Source organism: Prevotella illustrans, from assembly GCF_017426725.1.
Taxonomy (GTDB): domain Bacteria; phylum Bacteroidota; class Bacteroidia; order Bacteroidales; family Bacteroidaceae; genus Prevotella; species Prevotella illustrans.
In genome coordinates, this window is sequence record NZ_JAERMS010000005.1 from 16,444 (window position 1) to 34,977 (window position 18,534).

At 44.9% G+C, this 18,534-nt stretch carries 13 protein-coding genes; 5 read left to right on the forward strand and 8 right to left on the reverse strand.

What is annotated here, in order from left to right; translation table 11 throughout:
- The first annotated feature begins 3 nt into the window (after nt 1–3).
- Nucleotides 4–1,041 (forward strand): PDDEXK nuclease domain-containing protein, encoded by a 1,038-nt coding sequence (locus JHU38_RS02805; protein WP_097549289.1) that lies wholly within the window; start codon nt 4–6, stop codon nt 1,039–1,041.
- A gap of 44 nt (nt 1,042–1,085) precedes the next feature.
- Here the strand turns inward: JHU38_RS02805 and JHU38_RS02810 are convergent, their stop codons facing one another.
- The 8 genes from JHU38_RS02810 to JHU38_RS02845 form a co-directional block, all read right to left on the reverse strand.
- The gene (locus JHU38_RS02810) at nt 1,086–1,412 is read right to left on the reverse strand and encodes an RteC domain-containing protein (protein WP_004366603.1); all 327 of its coding nucleotides are present in this window, start codon (nt 1,410–1,412) and stop codon (nt 1,086–1,088) included.
- Nucleotides 1,413–1,434: 22 nt separating this feature from the next.
- The gene (locus tag JHU38_RS02815; protein ID WP_097549288.1) at nt 1,435–1,668 is read right to left on the reverse strand and encodes a ribosome biogenesis protein; all 234 of its coding nucleotides are present in this window, start codon (nt 1,666–1,668) and stop codon (nt 1,435–1,437) included.
- Between the two features lie 111 nt (nt 1,669–1,779).
- Nucleotides 1,780–2,583 (reverse strand): outer membrane lipoprotein-sorting protein, encoded by an 804-nt coding sequence (locus JHU38_RS02820; protein ID WP_232369811.1) that lies wholly within the window; start codon nt 2,581–2,583, stop codon nt 1,780–1,782.
- A gap of 103 nt (nt 2,584–2,686) precedes the next feature.
- Nucleotides 2,687–4,972 carry an efflux RND transporter permease subunit gene (locus JHU38_RS02825; RefSeq protein WP_107580818.1) on the reverse strand — a complete coding sequence of 762 codons (2,286 nt, stop codon included), beginning with the start codon at nt 4,970–4,972 and terminating at the stop codon, nt 2,687–2,689.
- Between the two features lie 26 nt (nt 4,973–4,998).
- Nucleotides 4,999–6,294, reverse strand: coding sequence for a hypothetical protein (locus tag JHU38_RS02830; RefSeq protein ID WP_061868034.1), 1,296 nt, complete (start codon nt 6,292–6,294; stop codon nt 4,999–5,001).
- 88 nt (nt 6,295–6,382) lie between these two features.
- Complete coding sequence (locus JHU38_RS02835) at nt 6,383–7,363, reverse strand: helix-turn-helix domain-containing protein (protein WP_009347200.1); 981 nt, start codon at nt 7,361–7,363, stop codon at nt 6,383–6,385.
- A 138-nt stretch (nt 7,364–7,501) separates the two neighbouring features.
- The gene (locus JHU38_RS02840; RefSeq protein ID WP_009347198.1) at nt 7,502–8,716 is read right to left on the reverse strand and encodes a YncE family protein; all 1,215 of its coding nucleotides are present in this window, start codon (nt 8,714–8,716) and stop codon (nt 7,502–7,504) included.
- 19 nt (nt 8,717–8,735) lie between these two features.
- A complete protein-coding gene (locus JHU38_RS02845; RefSeq protein WP_097549285.1) occupies nt 8,736–11,111 on the reverse strand; it encodes a TonB-dependent receptor in 2,376 nt (791 codons plus the stop codon).
- Nucleotides 11,112–11,310: 199 nt separating this feature from the next.
- Between JHU38_RS02845 and JHU38_RS02850 the strand changes: the two genes are divergently transcribed.
- From JHU38_RS02850 to JHU38_RS02865, 4 genes are all read left to right on the forward strand, one after another.
- Nucleotides 11,311–13,056 (forward strand): ABC transporter ATP-binding protein, encoded by a 1,746-nt coding sequence (locus JHU38_RS02850; RefSeq protein WP_107580819.1) that lies wholly within the window; start codon nt 11,311–11,313, stop codon nt 13,054–13,056.
- Nucleotides 13,057–13,059: 3 nt separating this feature from the next.
- Entirely contained in the window at nt 13,060–14,757 is a 1,698-nt protein-coding gene (locus tag JHU38_RS02855) for an ABC transporter ATP-binding protein (RefSeq protein WP_097549284.1), read from the forward strand.
- Between the two features lie 173 nt (nt 14,758–14,930).
- Complete coding sequence (locus JHU38_RS02860; RefSeq protein WP_097549283.1) at nt 14,931–16,325, forward strand: DUF3945 domain-containing protein; 1,395 nt, start codon at nt 14,931–14,933, stop codon at nt 16,323–16,325.
- Nucleotides 16,326–16,359: 34 nt separating this feature from the next.
- Nucleotides 16,360–18,489: a type IA DNA topoisomerase gene (locus JHU38_RS02865; protein WP_107580820.1), complete on the forward strand. Its 2,130-nt coding sequence runs from the start codon at nt 16,360–16,362 to the stop codon at nt 18,487–18,489.
- Nucleotides 18,490–18,534 lie beyond the last annotated feature (45 nt).

An 18,534-nucleotide genomic window follows, 5' to 3' on the forward strand; every position in this document is an offset into this window, starting at 1 on the left:
AATATGAGTACGCACAATATATCACTCACATCGGCAGAATACCTGAGTTTCAAGGAAGAGATAACAAAGCGAATTCGCTCTGCACAATACGAAGCGTTGAAAGCCGTCAATAAGGAGATGATAACTCTCTATTGGGAGATAGGCAGGCGCATTACCGAACAGCAGAAGGCACTCGGATGGGGAAAATCTGTTGTGGAAAACCTCTCACAGGACATTCAAAAAGAGTTCCCTGGAATCAAGGGCTTCGGAGTTTCCAATATGTGGGACATGGCACGCTTTTACGCTGAATATCAAACGAATGAAATTCTCCAACCATTAGTTGGAGAAATTAGTTGGTCGAAGCATATCGTCATTCTGACCAAATGTAAGGAGACGCAGCAAAGGCAGTTCTACATCTTGGCGACCAAGAAATACGGATGGACGAAAGACGTGCTGATACACAAAATAGAATTGAAAACGTATGAGAGTTTCCTGCTCGGACAGAGTAACTTTGATACTACGCTACCTGAAAATATCCGTAACCAAGCCGTCCTCGCCGTAAAGGACGAATATATGTTGGATTTTATCGGATTGAGCGAGGAACATTCGGAGTATGAGTTGGAACAGGCTATCATCAAGAATATCCGCTCTTTTCTGATGGAGTTCGGAACGGACTTTTCGTTTATGGGAAACCAATACCGATTGGAGGTGGATGGCAGGGAGTACTTCATCGACCTGCTGCTATACAACCGTCGCCTGCAGGCAATGATAGCCGTGGAGCTGAAAATCGGTGAGTTCAAGCCTGAGTACAAAGGGAAGATGGAGTTTTATCTCAATATCCTGAATGAGACGGTTAAACTACCACATGAGAATCCTGCCATCGGCATCATCATTTGCAAATCCAAAAGCAGGACGATTGTGGAGTATGCCCTCAAAACTTCTGCAATGCCTATCGGGGTGGCAACATACAACCTCTCACCCGAATTGCCGGAGGCATACAAGGAACTGCTTCCAACATCTGAGGACATAGCCAAGAAGTTGGAAGTGCTTATCAAAGAATGAATGAAGGGAGGTACTCCGAAATACCGGAATATCTCCCTTTTGATTTACCGTTTCTTGAACTTGCCACCTTTCAGGTCACTCTCCACCATACGCTTGTTCAGCTTCTCACGGAGTTCATCAAGAAAGTAGGTACGGCTGTCATCCTTGCGGCGTTTCATGTTCATATAGACGTTGTAGCAGTTCTTTATCTCCACTCCAAAGATTTCAGAAAGAACATCAGCTAATTCCTCCACACCTATTTCTCCATCATTGATACAGTCGCAGGTGTCGAGAGCATAAAGGAGTTCAACTAAATCTGTTGCCTTGCCTGTCCAACAGAGTTTCTTGGCGGGTTTGACGGGCAAAGCTGGAAGAAGTCCCTGCATTCGCATTTTCACTAATTCCAGCTCCGTGTCAATGACAAAGAGCAGCTCCGATACATTTTTTTCCCATTTCAGTTGGTATGCCTGATGTTTCAGTCATACTTTCTAAATGGAATCGAGTGTAATGGAGAGTACGATACAATGAAGCAAGGTTTGCTTCGGTTTCCCCCAACCTTATAATTTCCTTGATAAGACTGTCTGTTGCAGTTTTGCTATTGTCTGATAGCAGCAACTCAAAGGTTTCTGTTTCAATCAGTTGTTTCATATTATGATTTTTATATTGCTAAATTGTTTGTGCTTATGATAAATGCACAAAACCTCCACCTGTTACAACTTCTGATTGCAACAAATGGAGGTAGAATGGAAAAGAGAAGTTTTACTTGCCTTGTTCCAGTGTGCGAGTGGTGAAATAACTGTCCGAAATTGAAGGGGTGAACTTAATAACGTTGTTATTCAATACCGACTTTCTTTCATTTTTCAGATTAATCATTGTCATCTCCTTAAAGCGATACTTATGGTGCTTTGTATCCACTTCCGTGATTGCAGAGACGGTCATCTCCTTTTCTTTCTCTCCGGCAAGATTGTAGTATGTAGCCTTACGGATAATAAAAATGTGCTTGTCGATATAGGCTATTTTCTTAGAGAAGCCGTTTTCATTGGCAATGGTTTTGTTCTTTGGCGTAATTTCTAAGACATAGCAGACATGATTACCTACATTTTGGTCTTTCAAGAATTTATAGTTGAAATCTTCGACAGCTGGTGTGGACATATCGGCGTAAGAAAACTCAGACCCCATGAAACTTTTGGCATTCTCTGAACTTACAATACGTCGGGTTTTACGAAGAGCCGGCATATAAATCCACTTGTCATCGTTCTTCTTCAAATAATCGAACGATAGAAACCCGGTGCCTTTCACATCAGCAGGCTCGGTAAACCGAATGAGTTTCTTTTCCAAACTACCATTCTCGTAGAGTTTACTGACAATAGTCATCTTGCGAACTCGTTTGTCTCCGGACGGACTGTAAATCGTCATTGATGATTCTGTTTCCATTCCGGCAATACGAGTGGCTTCAATGGCTTTTTGTTGTACTTGTTGCGGAGATAGTCCTCCTTGTGCATGAGCAACATTTGCCCACATGGTTGCGATTGTTATAACCGCCGATAAAAAAACTTTTTTCATTGTATTTATTGTTTGATGAATATTCGTGTATCAATCTTCTTTGAAAAGCTCATAAGCTTTTGACTGTTTCTTTTATTTCTTTTATCCTTTCAGTCCTTTTAAGTTATTTGCAATGGATTTTCTGTCTCAAGAATTTCGGTTTCAACACCATACATAGCGCAGGTACGAGCAGCACTGCGGCAATGAGGCATACGAAAATGATTGTTACCATCATCATTCCGAAAAAGCGGACGGGCAGGAAGCCTGAAAAGAGCAGAACTACAAATCCGATAATAACGGCAATGGCATTGAATACGATACCGCGTCCCGTTGCTTTGAACAAGCGATGTACAGCCTCCTTATCGTCGTAACCCGCACGTCGTTCCTCCCGATACCGCCAGACAACATGAATCGTATAGTCCACGCCGACTCCAATAAGGATAGATGCTTGGAAGGCGGTCATAAAGTTCAGGTCGATACCAAAATATCCCATCAGTCCGAAAAGCATCAACATGGCAAACATGAGTGGAACGATTTGCAGTAATCCTGCCTTAAACGATTTGAAACCGAGGGATATAATGATAAATACAACAACGAGGGAAATCAACAAAGAAAGGAACTGCCCGCTTACGACATGCTTGTCCATATCCGTGAATACATCGGCATTGCCACCAACAAGTTTCACATTGGGGGCATCTTTTACCATTTCCTTGATTTGAGCAACACATTGTCGCAATACCGGTGTGTTCAATTCCTTGAAACGAATCATCAAGAGAGCTTTCTCAAAATTGAAATCCACCATCTTTTCCAAATCCCTCTGACTGCCGCTCATCAGATACAACTCGAAGTATTGTGATACGGCATCGTAGGTGTCGGGGATTTTATCATAACCTTCTTCGCCTTTGTTATAGAGAGCACGGCTGATCTGACGTGTAACTTTCGCGATAGACTGCGTTGTTCCCACTTCGGGGATTTCTCGCACCTTTTTCTCCAAATCATCAATTTTCTTCAACAAGGCAGGGTCTTTGATGTCGCCTTCGAACACGACACAGAGCGGAAAGAAGCCCCCCAGCTCCTTATTGATGACTTGTGCGGACTCCTTCGCAGGATGTCCGTCAGGGAACAACTCGGCGGGATTTGAGTTGATGCTGAAACGCAACAGTCCGGCTGCTCCGATTAGAGAAATGACCACGAATAAAGCCAAAATAGTCTTGGGCTTTTTCGATACCCAATCGGCAATAAAGTCCAATAATCTGTCCAACCCTATTCCTCTTTTGCTTTTAGGGTTGTTATCCGCTCTCAATCGAGGTTTGGTTTTGGGAAGTACCGAACTCAATGCAGGTATAAAGAACAGACTTCCAATCAAGGCAAGTCCGATACCGATACTGCCAAGAACTCCCATCTGTCCACCGGGAATCAGCACATGTCCCAACATACAGAGCAACCCTGCAATGGTTGTCAATCCTGACAAGATAATGGGAGCGCCGAGACTTGTAACCATTTTGACAGACAATTCTTTTGCTGTATAGTTGTTTCCGGGAAGATTGTCTCTTTGGTAGCGGGCAAACATGTGTATGCCATAGGAATTGGCGGTGGCAATCAGCAATACAACTAAAATAATGGTCGTAACGGCAAACTTCCATCCCAACAAAGGTGTTGCACCCAATGCCGTGAATATCGCCATGACTACAATCAGAATGGGAAGCCATACCCCTCTGAACTGACGGAAGCTGATAAAGAGAAAGACCATCATCAACAACAATCCGAGAGGAATGAGCCGAGCCATATCCTTCTGCATCATTCCCGCATTCTGCATTCGCATATACGGAGAACCTCCCAAAAGAACTTTCTCTGTGCCGGGATACTTGGCAATCATTGCCTCCACTTGGTCTATTACGTCCTTGTCCTTTGCTCCGGGTTCAAGCAATCCAATAATGGCTGTGGTCGTAAAATCTTTGGAAACCACGCTTCCATAGACAAGGTCGTTACCGGCAAGCTCTTTCTTAATAGTGGCAACATCTTCAGCAGTCCGTGGAATCATTTTCACGGCCGCATCAACGGTCATTGCGTCATTCTCACTGCGGACATTTTTCAATTCAAAGACGGACATTACCCGTTCTACGCCTTTGATGTTCTGCATATCTTGCGAGAAATGCTCCACACGCTTCAGTGTCTTGCCATTCACGACATCATCTGTCTGTACGACAATCATTACCATATCCGTACCGCCGAACATTCTTTCTATCTGTTTTTGATTTACACGAGAAGGTAAATCTTCCGGCAGATAGGTAAGCAGGTCGGGATTAAAACTTGCATTCTTCATCTGAAAGCCCATAAAGGCTGTCAGTGCAAGAAAGAACACGATGACCGCCCAGCGGTATCGTATCACAAATTCAGCTAACTTCTTCATTCGATATTATTTTAAGATTAGATAATCTAAAACGAAACTTTCAACTCTGTAAAAACCGAGTTCTTGGTCTTTTCCAATATCCCAAACAGACGGTCGTCCGGTCCATAGAACAGCTGCCCTCCCACCGTAAGCGTAACGGCATCGGCTATGGCATAACGAATCTTGGGTTGGAAGAAGTATTCTTTCGTGCTGAACTGGCACAGTCCGAGCAGTTCCACGTTCAATGTTTCGTGGAGTAATGACAGTGCAGGTCTGACCGAAACCGAATGATTCCAACGCTCGTGTTGCGTGAAAACAATACGGTTCAGTGAGTTTAGTTTCTGAACTATCGGATTGCCTTTAATGGCTGTCTCCAAGTCCGGTATATACTTACCTATGTACTGTACAATCAAACTGAAATTATCCAAGCTTCGGTCAATCCCTATTGTATATTCCATTTGCTTATTTGGAACGGAATAGATGGGATTATTGCCTTTGTCGGGGAGTGAACAGGCAAATTCACCTCTTAATCCGTAGTTACCCAACGAGGTGGAAAAGTCCATTCCGACAACATGCACCCGATATGGCTCTTGCGATAAAAGGATTTCAGAAGGAGTTTTTTCATAAGCGATGCCGGGAAATTTATGTAACCCGTTGTAATAGGAAAGAGAGAGGTCGAAAGACGGTTTTTCCAAATCTATTTTCACTCCGAAAGACTGGTTCTTCCATCGGTAAGGACGTTTTTCATTGTTCCATACAATCCCATCTCCCATAGGCTTTCCGATGAAAGGGAACAATGATGATTTGTAAACGGGTATCCAATCTACTTCGATACGGAAGGGATAAGGATTAAAGACACCTTTCACTACGAAATTTCCCAGACGCTTATCGTCTTCCTCCGGTGAGAACACACAAAAGTCTTGGGGTGTAACGTTATTGGTCGGATTGAAACCGTCTGCCCGTCCCCAAAGAACGATTTGCTCACCCACACGAAAATCGAACTTGCCAAGATTAAGATTTACATAAGCCTCGCGGATGTCAAACTTATGATTGTTGTTGCCATCGGCTCTGTAACGGACTTCCGAAAAGGCGGAAGCACTTATGCCGATGGGAACTTCTAATTTCAAGGCACCCTCTCCGTAGTAATTGCGTATTTCCTTTTCTCCGCCAAAAATACCTGCACGGAGATAACCATTGATTTTAATGCGGTTATCCTGCGAGATTTCTTCTGTCTGGAGAGAGTCCGTTTCATTCGGAGATTGCGCATAAACAGAAATACCGGAAAACAATGAAAAGATTGTTACTCCGGCAAAAAACTGAAACTTAAATATTTTTATTTTCATTGCCTGATGTTTTTGCAGGCAAAGTTCGGAAGATTGCTTAGGGTAAAATAACCCTCAAATAGCAAGTAATATCCCTATTGCATAAAACTTATAGAGAGTCGAGAAATTGTTTGGGTTTTATACGATGATATTTATGGAAAGCTTCTGTAAAATGGCTGAGATTGGCGTATCCGACTTTATAGCCCACTTCAGACACCGAGTAGAGACGGGTGGATAGCAGGCGCTTTGCCCATTCCATCTTTTCGGATAGAGCATACTCGGCAATCGCCTTGCCAATGACCTGCTTGAAACATTTCTGTAGTTTGGAACTGCTCATATTGGCTTCGCTTGCCAGTTCTGGAATGCTCGGCACGTTGCCGAGGCTTTGAAGTATTCTGCGACGGACACGAAAGACTGCCTCCACATCATTTAGATTCAAATTGGATAGAGATTTCACCTCCGAGCGCTTTTCAAGTTTTTCGAGGAACATCGTCAGTAACTCTATCGCCTTGCCGTGAAGATGAAGTGCGGAGAACAGGGCATCGCCCTCGGCTATTGACTTGATTCCGTCCAATATCTGCTGCATGGCAGGCGTGATGGTCTCGAACAGATAAAAAGCCTTGTCTGAATGAAGCAGCCGACCGATGTAACTCTCGTGAGCCATATCCATCTTTCTCAGCCAATCCTTATTGAAAGTCAGCGTAATGTTCTCATACCGTCGCTTGGGCGGGAAACTCCACTCGGTGGGGATGCTACTCGAAGGCATGAAGATACCGTCGAGTGTGTCAATTCCTACCGTTTTCGTGCTGGTGCCGATAATCTGCTCGTGCTTATGCTCATTGATATAAAACATCACGGGAATCCATTTTGAATTTTCCACCGAACGGCGAATCATCGTCATCGGCTCGTAGGCCACGAAACTGATATAGGTCAGTGTGAGCCACGGCAACGGATAGTATTGCTTGAAAAAGCCACTACCCACCGAAGGCGGAACGGAAAAACCGTTATCCGTTACCGATGTGCCGAATTGCTCGGCAACCATCTCCATCCAATCTTCTGGCTTATTGATTGCACAAAATTCTATGGTCATATCATCATGTCTTTTTGCAAAGATAATAAATAACGAGGATAAAAGATAGAAGAATGCTTCTATTTTTACCCTCGTTGAATTTGTTTTTAAGAATGAAAATGTAGAAAATTAAGGATTACCGCAAAATGCCCTTATCCATTATTCAAATACGAGCAGACTCGAAGGTACCCCTACTGTGGTAACAACAGGTTTAGGTGAACATGCTCCTGTTGCGGGATTGTAGGTATAGTACCCAGTTCCTTCTTTGCAAGTCATCCCAAAAACTATTTCATCTTTCCATTTCCCATAAGTGAAGCATCCCATGCTTGTAGTTAGAGGCAAATTAATTTTCTCGATGGTTTTATTCCGCACATCGATTCTGACGGGTTGATAATTGAAGTCAAGGATAGAAGATTGTGCAGGATCATTGTGCATAGTAAGAGATGGAATATTGACACAAGCATACACAATACCATTTCCTGCATAGTAATAATATAGTATCCAACCATGTGGCTTATCAATACCTGTTGCAGGTGTTTTAGAGAGTTGGAAGTGATAGTCTTTATCCCATTCATCTGTCCCATTCTTAATACGGACAAAACCATCCTTCAAAGGATTATTTCCTTCCATACCGAGGCTGTAAAAATACATATCCCCTAATTCGTCAGTAAATGCAATCGTATGCCGAAACAAACCGACGAATCCTACGCGGTCATCTTTTATCACTTTCTCAACCTGATGGGTCTTCAAATTAATGATAGCAACCTCTGCGCCAATACCCGGATAAGCAGTGTAGCGTGTTTGCTTCTGCTGAAGAGCTACATACAGTTTGTCTTTCGACTTGGAGAGAACAGCACAACCCGGATCAGGATTATTATCTTTGTATGCGTATTGGGAGAGATCTATTTCTGCCGTTTGTTTCATTGTTTGCACATCAAGTATGCTGATTTTACCACGCTGGCTGAGCACGACATAGGCTTTTCCATCATTCGAAAAGGTTATTTCACCAGGAGCTGAACCTTGTCCGAAAGTCACGGATTCTCCTCTCACGAGATAACCGTTGGCATCACGTGTGAATTTATGAACTTTATCGCCTCCGTTCCCATCGGCGACAAGCACTGTATTCCCTTGGGCAAAAGGGTAGGCTCCGAATGCAAATTCAAAAGCCTTTTTATTGTCCACAGTCTTTTGAGAGAGGTCTGCGAATGTTCCTAAATAGTCGATTTTTTGATCAACTGTGTTGAAACAAACGAAATGCTGTTTCGTTTCTACAGGACTTGGAGTTGGTTCATCATTCTTATCGCATGACGCCAATCCAAACGTCCCGATAAACATAGCCGATAAAGCCATGTACTGAAATGTTGTTTTTTTCATTGCGTTGTTATTTATAGAGTTAAAAAATATCTTTCGAAAATACATATCTTAGTTTGATATAAAATGTACGTCCTGCCAATGGACGACGGAATTGGTCCCAAACCTCTTTATTGGCGATGTTATGGCATTCTAAAGCTATAGAGTATTTATTTCTGTAAGTCAATAATACTCCAAGATCATTAGTAAAACTGCGAGGAATACGACGTTTCTGTTGTTCCGTCAGTTCCCAAAAATAGAAAAACTCTTCTGTGAATTTCCCATCCCAGAAAGCCTTAACATGCCAATTTTTCAACAATTTATCACTGTGATACTCTGCTCCGAAATTAGCAAACAGATAAGGTATATTGGGGACACGCATTCCCTTTGTCGGATTGGGTGTTGTGCTTTTGGGGAGATAATCGAGAGCATCTCGTACATCTTGATAGGTAAAGTTAGCGTAGGCATATACTGAAGGGGTTATGTCTGCTTTCAATTCAGTTTCAAGACCTTTAATATTGACTTTTTCTGCGTTTACATATCCCGCAGCCATATGCTGATGAATTAGTTTTATCATATCGCTCACTTGCATATAAAAACTGTTTACCTCAAATTGAAGTCTTGATATGCCAAGTATGTTGTTTTTGTCTATCAAAAATCCCAAATTAAAATTGTGACTTTTCTCTGGTTTCAATCCTGCAGCAGGAAATGTAATAATGCCGTCACCAAACAATTCTTTTGAATTAGGAAGACGTATTGCACGCTGATAGGAAGCTTTCAAGTGAAATCCATTGAAAGGCTCATATTTCAACGCTTCAATCCAACCAAATTGTGAAGCAGTATTCTCTTTTTGCTTTGGTGGCGTTGATATTTCATATGAAGTCAAATCATCGATCTTTGAGTTTAGATAATAATGCTTTGCTGACAACATATTAGTTAGTTTCCTGCTGAACAATTTTGATTCATAAGTAAGTCCTGACACAATGCTTGTTTTCTTCCGTGGGAAGCCTGCCACTTCAAAACCTGCATGCTTACTGGCGAGATCATCCTTTGGTTGTTCATGAGCATAATTGAACAATACATTGAGATTGAAATTGTGATTGGACGAAATTTTGTAGTCGAAATTGATACGCTCATTAAATTCGAAAAAATTATCATCCGAAGCGTGAGGAACACTTCCAGTCTCTCCTTGTCCATTGGGAGAGGGATAGATATTTCCTTCGAAGTCATGGTTCACTCGTGCTGTATCTGTAAAATTATTTGTTGTATGAGAGAGAGAAAAATGCGATTCAAAATGGAGACGATTATTCAACATCCCTTTTTTTATCAGCTTGTTCTCGAACATAAGCATACTGGATTTGTTCTCGGCGTGCTGGATATTCTTCAAGACTCCTTGTATCTCGTTAAAACGGTTGTAATACCCGAACTCTGTACTAATCTCATCGAACCAAAGTTTCGTAAAAGCGACTTTCCCTTTCAGCATATACGAACGAAAACGGTCATGGTCTCGCTTCACCAATAGGTTCTCTCTTTCGGGAACTCTGAAGGAGTAATCATTCTTTGCAGAAGTATAATACCCTCCTGCACCGAGCAAAATACCACTCTTTGGGAAATTCTTGCGAGAGAAGACGTTTCCTTTGTGTGTTTGATAAGAACCTAATTCATACGAAGCATCTAAATAGTCCGTACTGAATTCTTTCGTAACGATATTGACCGCTCCCCCCAATCCGTCGCAACCGAAACGAGCAGGAATGATACTCTTATAGACTTCTATCCGTTCGATAATATCTATAGGAATTTCATCAAGAGAAAACGTACCGTCCGAAGTGCTCATAGGAATTCCATCCCACAGTATTTGGATGCGATTGCCTTCTAATCCATGAACAATAATTCTTGAACTGCTTCCCAAACCACCAGTTTGTCCGACTTTCAATCCTATGGTCTTATCTAAGATGGTCTCCAAAGAAACTGAGCGACCTTGTAAATCTTTACCATTGATTACAGTAATTGCTTCAGGAGACTCACGCATAAATTGAACTTTGGATTTACCTGTAACAACAACGCCATCCAACTCTCGTGCATTTGCCCGAAGACGTATTGTATGCTTTTTTATGGACGATTTCAACGTATCTATAGCCGTTTCATAACCGACATATCGGGTTAAAACAACATAAGAATCGACACCTTTCGCTTGTATTTGGACGATACCACGCCGATTGGTTAAAGCACCATTCTTAAAAGAAGGAACTCCTATTGGTTTCCATTGAACAGTTGCTGCCTCTATTCCATTTCCATTATCCGCATCGACAACCTTTAATTCGACTGTATTTGTCTGCGCATAGAGGTGTAGCGGAAATAGTATTGAAAGAAGCAACAGACTTACACACTTTGAAGTATAATCATATCTTGAAACTTTCATACAGTATATTTCTCTTTGAAACTTCTTGCAAAGTTAAAATGGTTATTCCGCAGAAAATACCCCTATTCTCCATACGTATGCCCCTGTTGTAGCATTTCTATGATATATCGTTTCGGGGCATTCTTCTATTCATTCAGGGTATTTTATCCGTGCTCATCTCCGTACCTTTGCATCTTAGAAAAATTAAACAGAAATCGATATGAATAAAGAGAAAATGAAGCCTCTTGATGAGGAACGGGAGAGCCGTAGCCTGCTCTCCAATGCAGTGGTTGTGCTGCAACTCGTTTTCGGCACACTGCCCCTGCTGCTCGTGGTATGGGCGGTGGACAAGTTGATGAACGGCACATTCTCTTCCACAATAGTTTGGGGAGTTGGAGGAGTAATGATCCTATTCGCCTTGCTTCGAGGCGTGTTCTACGGAACTTCGATTTGGCGGGCGCACCGCTCGGCTTACAATGCCCTTACACGATTGAGGTTGCGTATCATAAGTCATTTGCAACGCTTGCCACTCGGATTTTTTCAGGAGCGTAAGGTGGGCGACTTGGTGAACATCATTAACCATGACGTGGAGCAAATTGAGATTTATTTGGCACACGGATTACCCGAGATCCTCTCGGCAACGCTTTTCCCTGCCTTACTATGGGTAATCATTATGGTGTTAGACTGGCGTTTGGGGCTGTCGCTCATTTCTCTTTTGCCTGTAGCATTTCTTCTGCAAATGGCTGTCAAAACACTTTGGGGAAAGAGCTTTCGACACTTTATGGAAAGTACGCAAAAAATGTCGGAAGACCTTTTGGAATATGTGGCTACCATACCGGTAATCAAGGCTTTCAGCAACGAGGAAAACAGAACGCAGCAGGTGCTTGGTGGTATGCGCGACTACATCCGTTGGGTGAAGCGAAGTATGTTCAGCGTTACTGTTCCGATGACATTGATAACGATGTTCTTGGAAGGTGGTATCGTAGTAATGACCCTTGTCGGGCTATGGCTGATGACTTCGGGCGAACTGACCGTGACACGTTTTATCCTTGCCCTAATATTGGGTGGACTGTTCTCGTCCTCCTTTGCTAAGTTGGCGACATTCCAACATGTCCGAATCGTCTATGGACAGTCGTTGGCAAAAGTGCAGTCCATCACAGAGGTACAGACAAAGGACACGGCGGACAAGAAAACGGATACGACACAAACGGATGTTTGTTTCGAGCACGTTACATTTTCCTATCCAAACAAGAAAGACAATGCGCTGAAAGATGTATGTCTTCAATTTCCGAAAGGTAGTCATACAGCTATCGTAGGCGAGTCAGGGTCGGGAAAAACCACGCTGGCAAGTTTGATGATGGGGTTCTGGCACCCCCAAACAGGTACTATCCGATTGGGAGGAGAGAATATTACGGAACTCTCCGAACGTAATATCGCTGATTATTTTTCGATGGTACAGCAGGAGGTTTTTCTCTTTAACACAACCATTCGGGATAATATCCGTATAGGAAGACCTGCCGCCACACAAAAGGAAGTGGAAACGGCAGCACAGCGTGCTCATATTCATGATTTTATCATGGGATTGCCGAATGGTTATGATACGCTGGCAGGCGAAGCTGGCGTAAAATTCTCCGGCGGAGAAAAACAGCGTATTTCCATTGCCCGAATGTTGCTCAAAGACTCTCCAATAGTTATTCTCGATGAAGCCACCGCTGCTTTGGACGGAGAGAATGAGAAACTAATCCAAGAAGCTCTTGATGAATTGCAGCGCAACAAGACCGTCATTACCATTGCCCATCGTCTCAATACGATTCAGGATATGGAGCGTATTGTTGTGATGGACAAGGGGCAGGTTGTCTCAAAAGGAACACACCAAGAACTGCTGAAAGACTGTTCTCTGTACCGCAATATGACGGAGACGCAAGAACAAGTAAGTAAATGGCAACTGAAAGAAGAGGAGGTATAAACAATGGTACGCAATATATTGAATGAATTGACCGCTCGCGGAGTGCGGCATCTGATTATCTCTGCACTGTTTTTCGTGGTTTATGCTCTTTGTGGCACGGCAATCATGCTAACCGTCCTGTTCCTTATCGACCGTCATATACAGGGAGAAAGCATCTCTTTCATTTCGGCAGCATGGTTACTTGGCGGTCTGCTGGTATTGAAAACCATATCCAATGCCATTGCCGATATGAGCAAGCATTTTGCCGGATTTGATCTTGTGGAACGTATCCGCGAGAAAATCATATTGAAACTGAAAATGTTCTCACTCGGTTTCTATACCAATGAGCGTCTGGGAGAGATAAGTACAGTCATTCACAAAGACGTGGATAACATGGAAATGGTAGTAGGACATCTATGGACACGGATGTCTGCTGATTTCATTGTAGCTCTGATACTTGGCATCGGACTGTTCTGTGTGGACTGGCTCATGGGGTTGGCGATGATTTCCGTCCTCCCCATTGCCCTGTTTTCTTTGTATCGAGGCATTCGCTCGGGAATGAAAGCACAGGAGGAATCACAGGTCAATCTGGCGGATATGGTCAGCCTGTTTGTGGAATACGTCAAAGGCATTCCAGTTTTGAAAGTGTTTGGAGGAAAAGGAATGTTCCGTGACAGACTCGACCACTCTGTCAGTGAATTTGGAGAAAGCAGTAAGAAGACTTCACGTTTGGCAGCTGTGAGTGTGGGCAGATACACTTTCCTTATAGAGTTGGCTTTCGCTCTGATGGCTACAATCGGTCTTTGGTGGACTTGGCACGGAGAACTTTCCGTTTTTGCCTACCTCATGTTCATTATTGTCTCGAAAGAGTTCTACAAACCTTTTGTCAATATGGAGAGTCATTGGCTGAACTACATCAAGGTAAAGGACAGCTACGGACGCATTTCCCACCTGTTGGACGCTCCCATTGTCGTCAATCCATCACAGCCGAAAACAGCGGAACGCTTCGACCTGTCATTTGAGGGAGTCGGGTTCCATTATGAGAAGGAAAGTTTTGAGATGAAAAATCTCACGTTCAACGTTCCCGAACGGACGGTAACGGCACTTGTTGGCTCGTCAGGTTCTGGTAAAACAACCATTACCAACCTGTTACTTCGTTTTTGGGAACCGCAGAACGGCAGTATCCGTATCGGTGGTATAGACATTCGAGAAATGGACTATGATTATCTACTCGGTAAAATCAGTGTGGTGATGCAGAATGTTATTCTCTTTTCAGACACCATTGCCAATAATATCAAAGTGGGCAACCGCAATGCTACGCAGGAAGAAATCGAAGAAGCTGCACGACGGGCGATGATACACGACTTTATCGTCAGTCTGCCGGACGGTTATGAAACAAAAATCGGAGAAAACGGTTTAGGACTGTCCGGAGGTCAGAAACAAAGGCTTTCAATTGCCCGTGCGTTCCTCAAAGATGCTCCCATTATTCTTTTGGACGAGATAACGAGCAATGTTGATCCTGTCAATGAATACAAGATACAGCAGGCAATGTCTGCCCTTATCCGAAATCGCACGGTCTTGGTCATTGCCCATCATTTGCAAACCATCCGTAATGCTAATCAAATTATTGTGATGGACAAGGGACGCCTTGTAGAGAACGGGACGCATGCAGAACTTGCAGCAAAAAACGGAATGTACTGCAAATTGCTGTCCATGCAATAACCTAATCAATGAAAAATATGGAGGTGTGGAGTTTGATCCATACCTCTTTTTTTGCCACTTCTATCCATATCGAAGCCACAAGTACGCAGTTATCCAATACCTCTAACATACATGGTTTCTTTGGTTTACTTTTGTCCGTGCACCGCTGTTGGTGTCATTAAAAACATTGTAATATGGACGAAAAAATCAAAGACCAAGAAGTCCTTTTGGTCAAGGATCAAAAGGGCGAAAACCTCAAAGCCGTCACAGGTACGGACGAGAAAGGCGGACTGAAAACCGTTCCGCCTACCGCCGAGCATGAACAGAGTTTCCTGAAGTTCGACAAGCACAGCAATGCCTTGGAGAACTTCCTCTCCAACTTCATGCGGCAGTTCAAGAACCCCACACCGCTGAACTTCTTCAAAGTGCCTTTTGAGAGTGCCGTTGCCAGTGCACGCGTACTCTCGGAGATGCTCAAAGCACCGGATGTCCCCTCCAATAAGGAGATGCTGGACTCCACCCGTATCAATCCTTCCAACTATGCAGGGGAGCAGAAACTGTCCTTCCAAGGCATAGATCCCGACAAGGTGAAATGGGATCAGTTCGAGCAGATGGGCGTAAGCCGTGAGAGTTTGGAAAAAGGCAAGCATCTTGATGATCTGCTTCAATACCGCAAGACTCCGCTTGTTCCCATCAGCATTAAAATCGGCGAAGTCTCCCTCTACACCGATGCCCGTCTTTCTCTGAAAGCCTCCGGAGACGGTATGTTTATCCCCGTCATCCACGCCATCCGCAAGGAGCCGCAATTGGAGCGCGAGTTCTTCGGGCATACCTTCACCGACGAGGACAAGAAAGCCCTCAGAGAAACGGGTAATCTCGGTCGCACCGTGGAGCTGACCTTCCCCGGCAAAGAGGAGCCGACCCGCAGCTTCGTGAGCATCGACCGCCTGACGAACGACATCATCGCCCTGAGTGCCGACAGGGTACGCATCCCCGATGAAATCAAGGGCGTGAAGCTGAGCGATGAGCAGAAAAAGGAACTCTCGGAAGGCAGAAGCATCTATGTGGAGGGAATGACATCCAAAACGGGAAAGCATTTCAATGCCAACCTGCAATTCAATGCCGACAAGCGGTCGATTGAATTTCGTTTCGGCTCTCCCAAACAGGAACAACATCAAAGACAAGCCCCCGAAGGGCAGGGACAGTCAGAGCAGAAAGAATTGCGTGTCCCCAAGAAGATGCTGGGACGAGACATCTCTCCCGAAGAGCAAGCGAAGCTCAAAGCAGGTCAGACGGTCTATATGACCGGGCTTATTGACAAGAAGGGAGAGCCTTTCAATGCCTATGTACGTCCGAACTTTGAGAAAAACAAGTTCGACTTCCTCAAATGGAATCCCGACAAGTCCCAAGCCAAAGAAGTTACTCCAGACAATGCTTCCCGCACGCAAGTCGCCGTCAATTCCGAAGGCAAAACCAACGAAGCTACCAAGCATGTGAAGGAGCCGCTCAAGCAGGGACAGACAGAGCCTACCGCCCTGCAGGAACAGAAGGAAGAGGAGAAGAAGCGTTCCAAGGGAATGAAAATGTAATCCGCCACCACTAACATCCAAAAAGTAAGAACAAATGAAAGTCATTATAGCAGAAAAACCGAGCGTCGCTCGTGAAATCGCCCGTGTCGTTCGGGCAACCAACAGGAAAGACGGTTATATCGAAGGAGGCGGCTATGCCGTCACATGGGCATTGGGACACCTGATAACGGCAGCCATGCCCGAAGCCTACGGCATCAAGGGTTTCCACAAAGAAAACCTGCCGATTCTTCCTCCCGTCTTTACTCTTATTCCCCGTCAAATCAAAGAGGGTAAAGGCTATAAAGCCGACGCTGCAGCAGTCGCCCAACTCAAAATTATCGAAAAACTCTTCCGAGCGTGCGAGGGCATTATCGTCGCCACCGATGCAGGAAGGGAAGGTGAACTCATCTTCCGCTTTATCTACGAATACTTGGGCATTCCCCGTCCGTTCGACCGTCTGTGGATCAGTTCCTTGACGGACAAAGCCATCAAAGAGGGACTTGCCCATCTGCAAAGCGGAGCGGCGTATGACAATCTCTATTATGCCGCCCGCGCCCGCAGCGAAGCCGACTGGCTGGTGGGCATCAATGCCACCCAAGCCATATCCATTGCGGCAGGGCGAGGCACTTACTCCTTGGGCAGGGTGCAGACTCCGACCCTCTGTATGGTCTGCTCCCGTTTCTTGGAGAACAAGAAGTTCGAGCCGCAGTCATTCTGGCAACTCAGCCTTGCCGTAAAGGAAAGTGATGAGAGTTTTCGCTTCTCCTCTGCTGACCGCTGGTTCGATAAGACGGAAGCCACCGCCCTGTACGAGAAACTCAAACAGGCTCCTTATGCCACTGTAGAAACGATTGTGCGCAAGGAGACCAAGCAGGAGCCACCGCTTCTGTATGATTTGACCACCTTGCAGAAAGAGGCGAACAGCCGGTTCGGCTATTCGGCAGAACAGACCCTTTCGTTGGCGCAGAAACTCTACGAGAAGGCGTATATTACCTATCCACGCACGGGCAGTCGCCATATTCCCGAAGATGTCTTTGCCGAAATTCCCGCTTTGATAGCCTTTTTGCACGACCATCCCGTCTGGGGTGTCCATGCACGCCGACTGACCGAACTCAATGCGCATTCGGTGGACGGCAAGAAAGTGACCGATCACCACGCTCTGCTCATTACGGGCAAGAAGCCGATAGACGTGTTTGGAGATGAGGCGGTCATCTACGATATGATAGCCGGACGTATGCTGGAAGCCTTTTCCGCCCGTTGTGTGAAAGATGTCAGTACGGTTACTGCCATTTGTAAAGGTATAAAGTTCATCCTCAAAGGTGAAATCATCAAGGAAGAGGGTTGGCGTGCCGTCCTCAAAAACAGCAGGAAGAAAGACAAGGAGCAGGCAGAAGCCGAAGAACGGGAAAGTCGGGAGAATGGAGAAGGCATCATCATCCCCCAATGGGAGGAAGGCGGACAGCTTCCGCTCTGCGCCTGTTCGTTAGCACAGGGAACGACCAAGCCCAAGCCTCTGCACACGGAAAGTTCGCTGTTGGCTGCTATGGAGACGGCAGGTAAGGAATTGGAGGACGAGGAGCTGCGTGCTCAGCTCAAAGATTGCGGTATCGGCACACCTGCAACCCGTGCCGCCATCATCGAAACCCTCTTTGCCCGTGAATACATGGTACGCCAAAAGAAGTCGCTCGTCCCCACGGAGAAAGGACTTGCCGTCTATTCCATCGTCAAGGGGATGAAAATCGGCAATGCGGAGATGACCGGACAGTGGGAAGCGGACTTGGCGAAAATCGAACGGGGAGAATTGAAAGAGCGGGACTTCCGCAAGGGCATCGAAAGCTATGCCACACAGATTACGGACGAATTGCTCTCGTCCAAAATCCTCTTCCCCAAAAAACAGAGCGACATCCATTGCCCCAAATGCGGCAAAGGCTCACTGGTCTTCTATCCCCGATGTGCCAAATGCTCTGATGCCGATTGTGGGCTGACGCTTTTCCGCAGCGTGGCAGGCAAGAGCCTCACGGACGAGCAACTGACGCAGTTGGCGGTAAACGGAGAGACTGGCATCATCAAGGGCTTTACCTCCAAAACGGGCAAGAGCTTCGAGGCTTCTCTCTCCTTGGACGGAGAGTTCAAGACGGTCTTTGTCTTCCCCGAGCGTAAAAAACCGGGCAAATCCCGAAGGTAAATCCCCGTAATTTGCTAATTTTGCCACTGAATGATGCGGTCATAA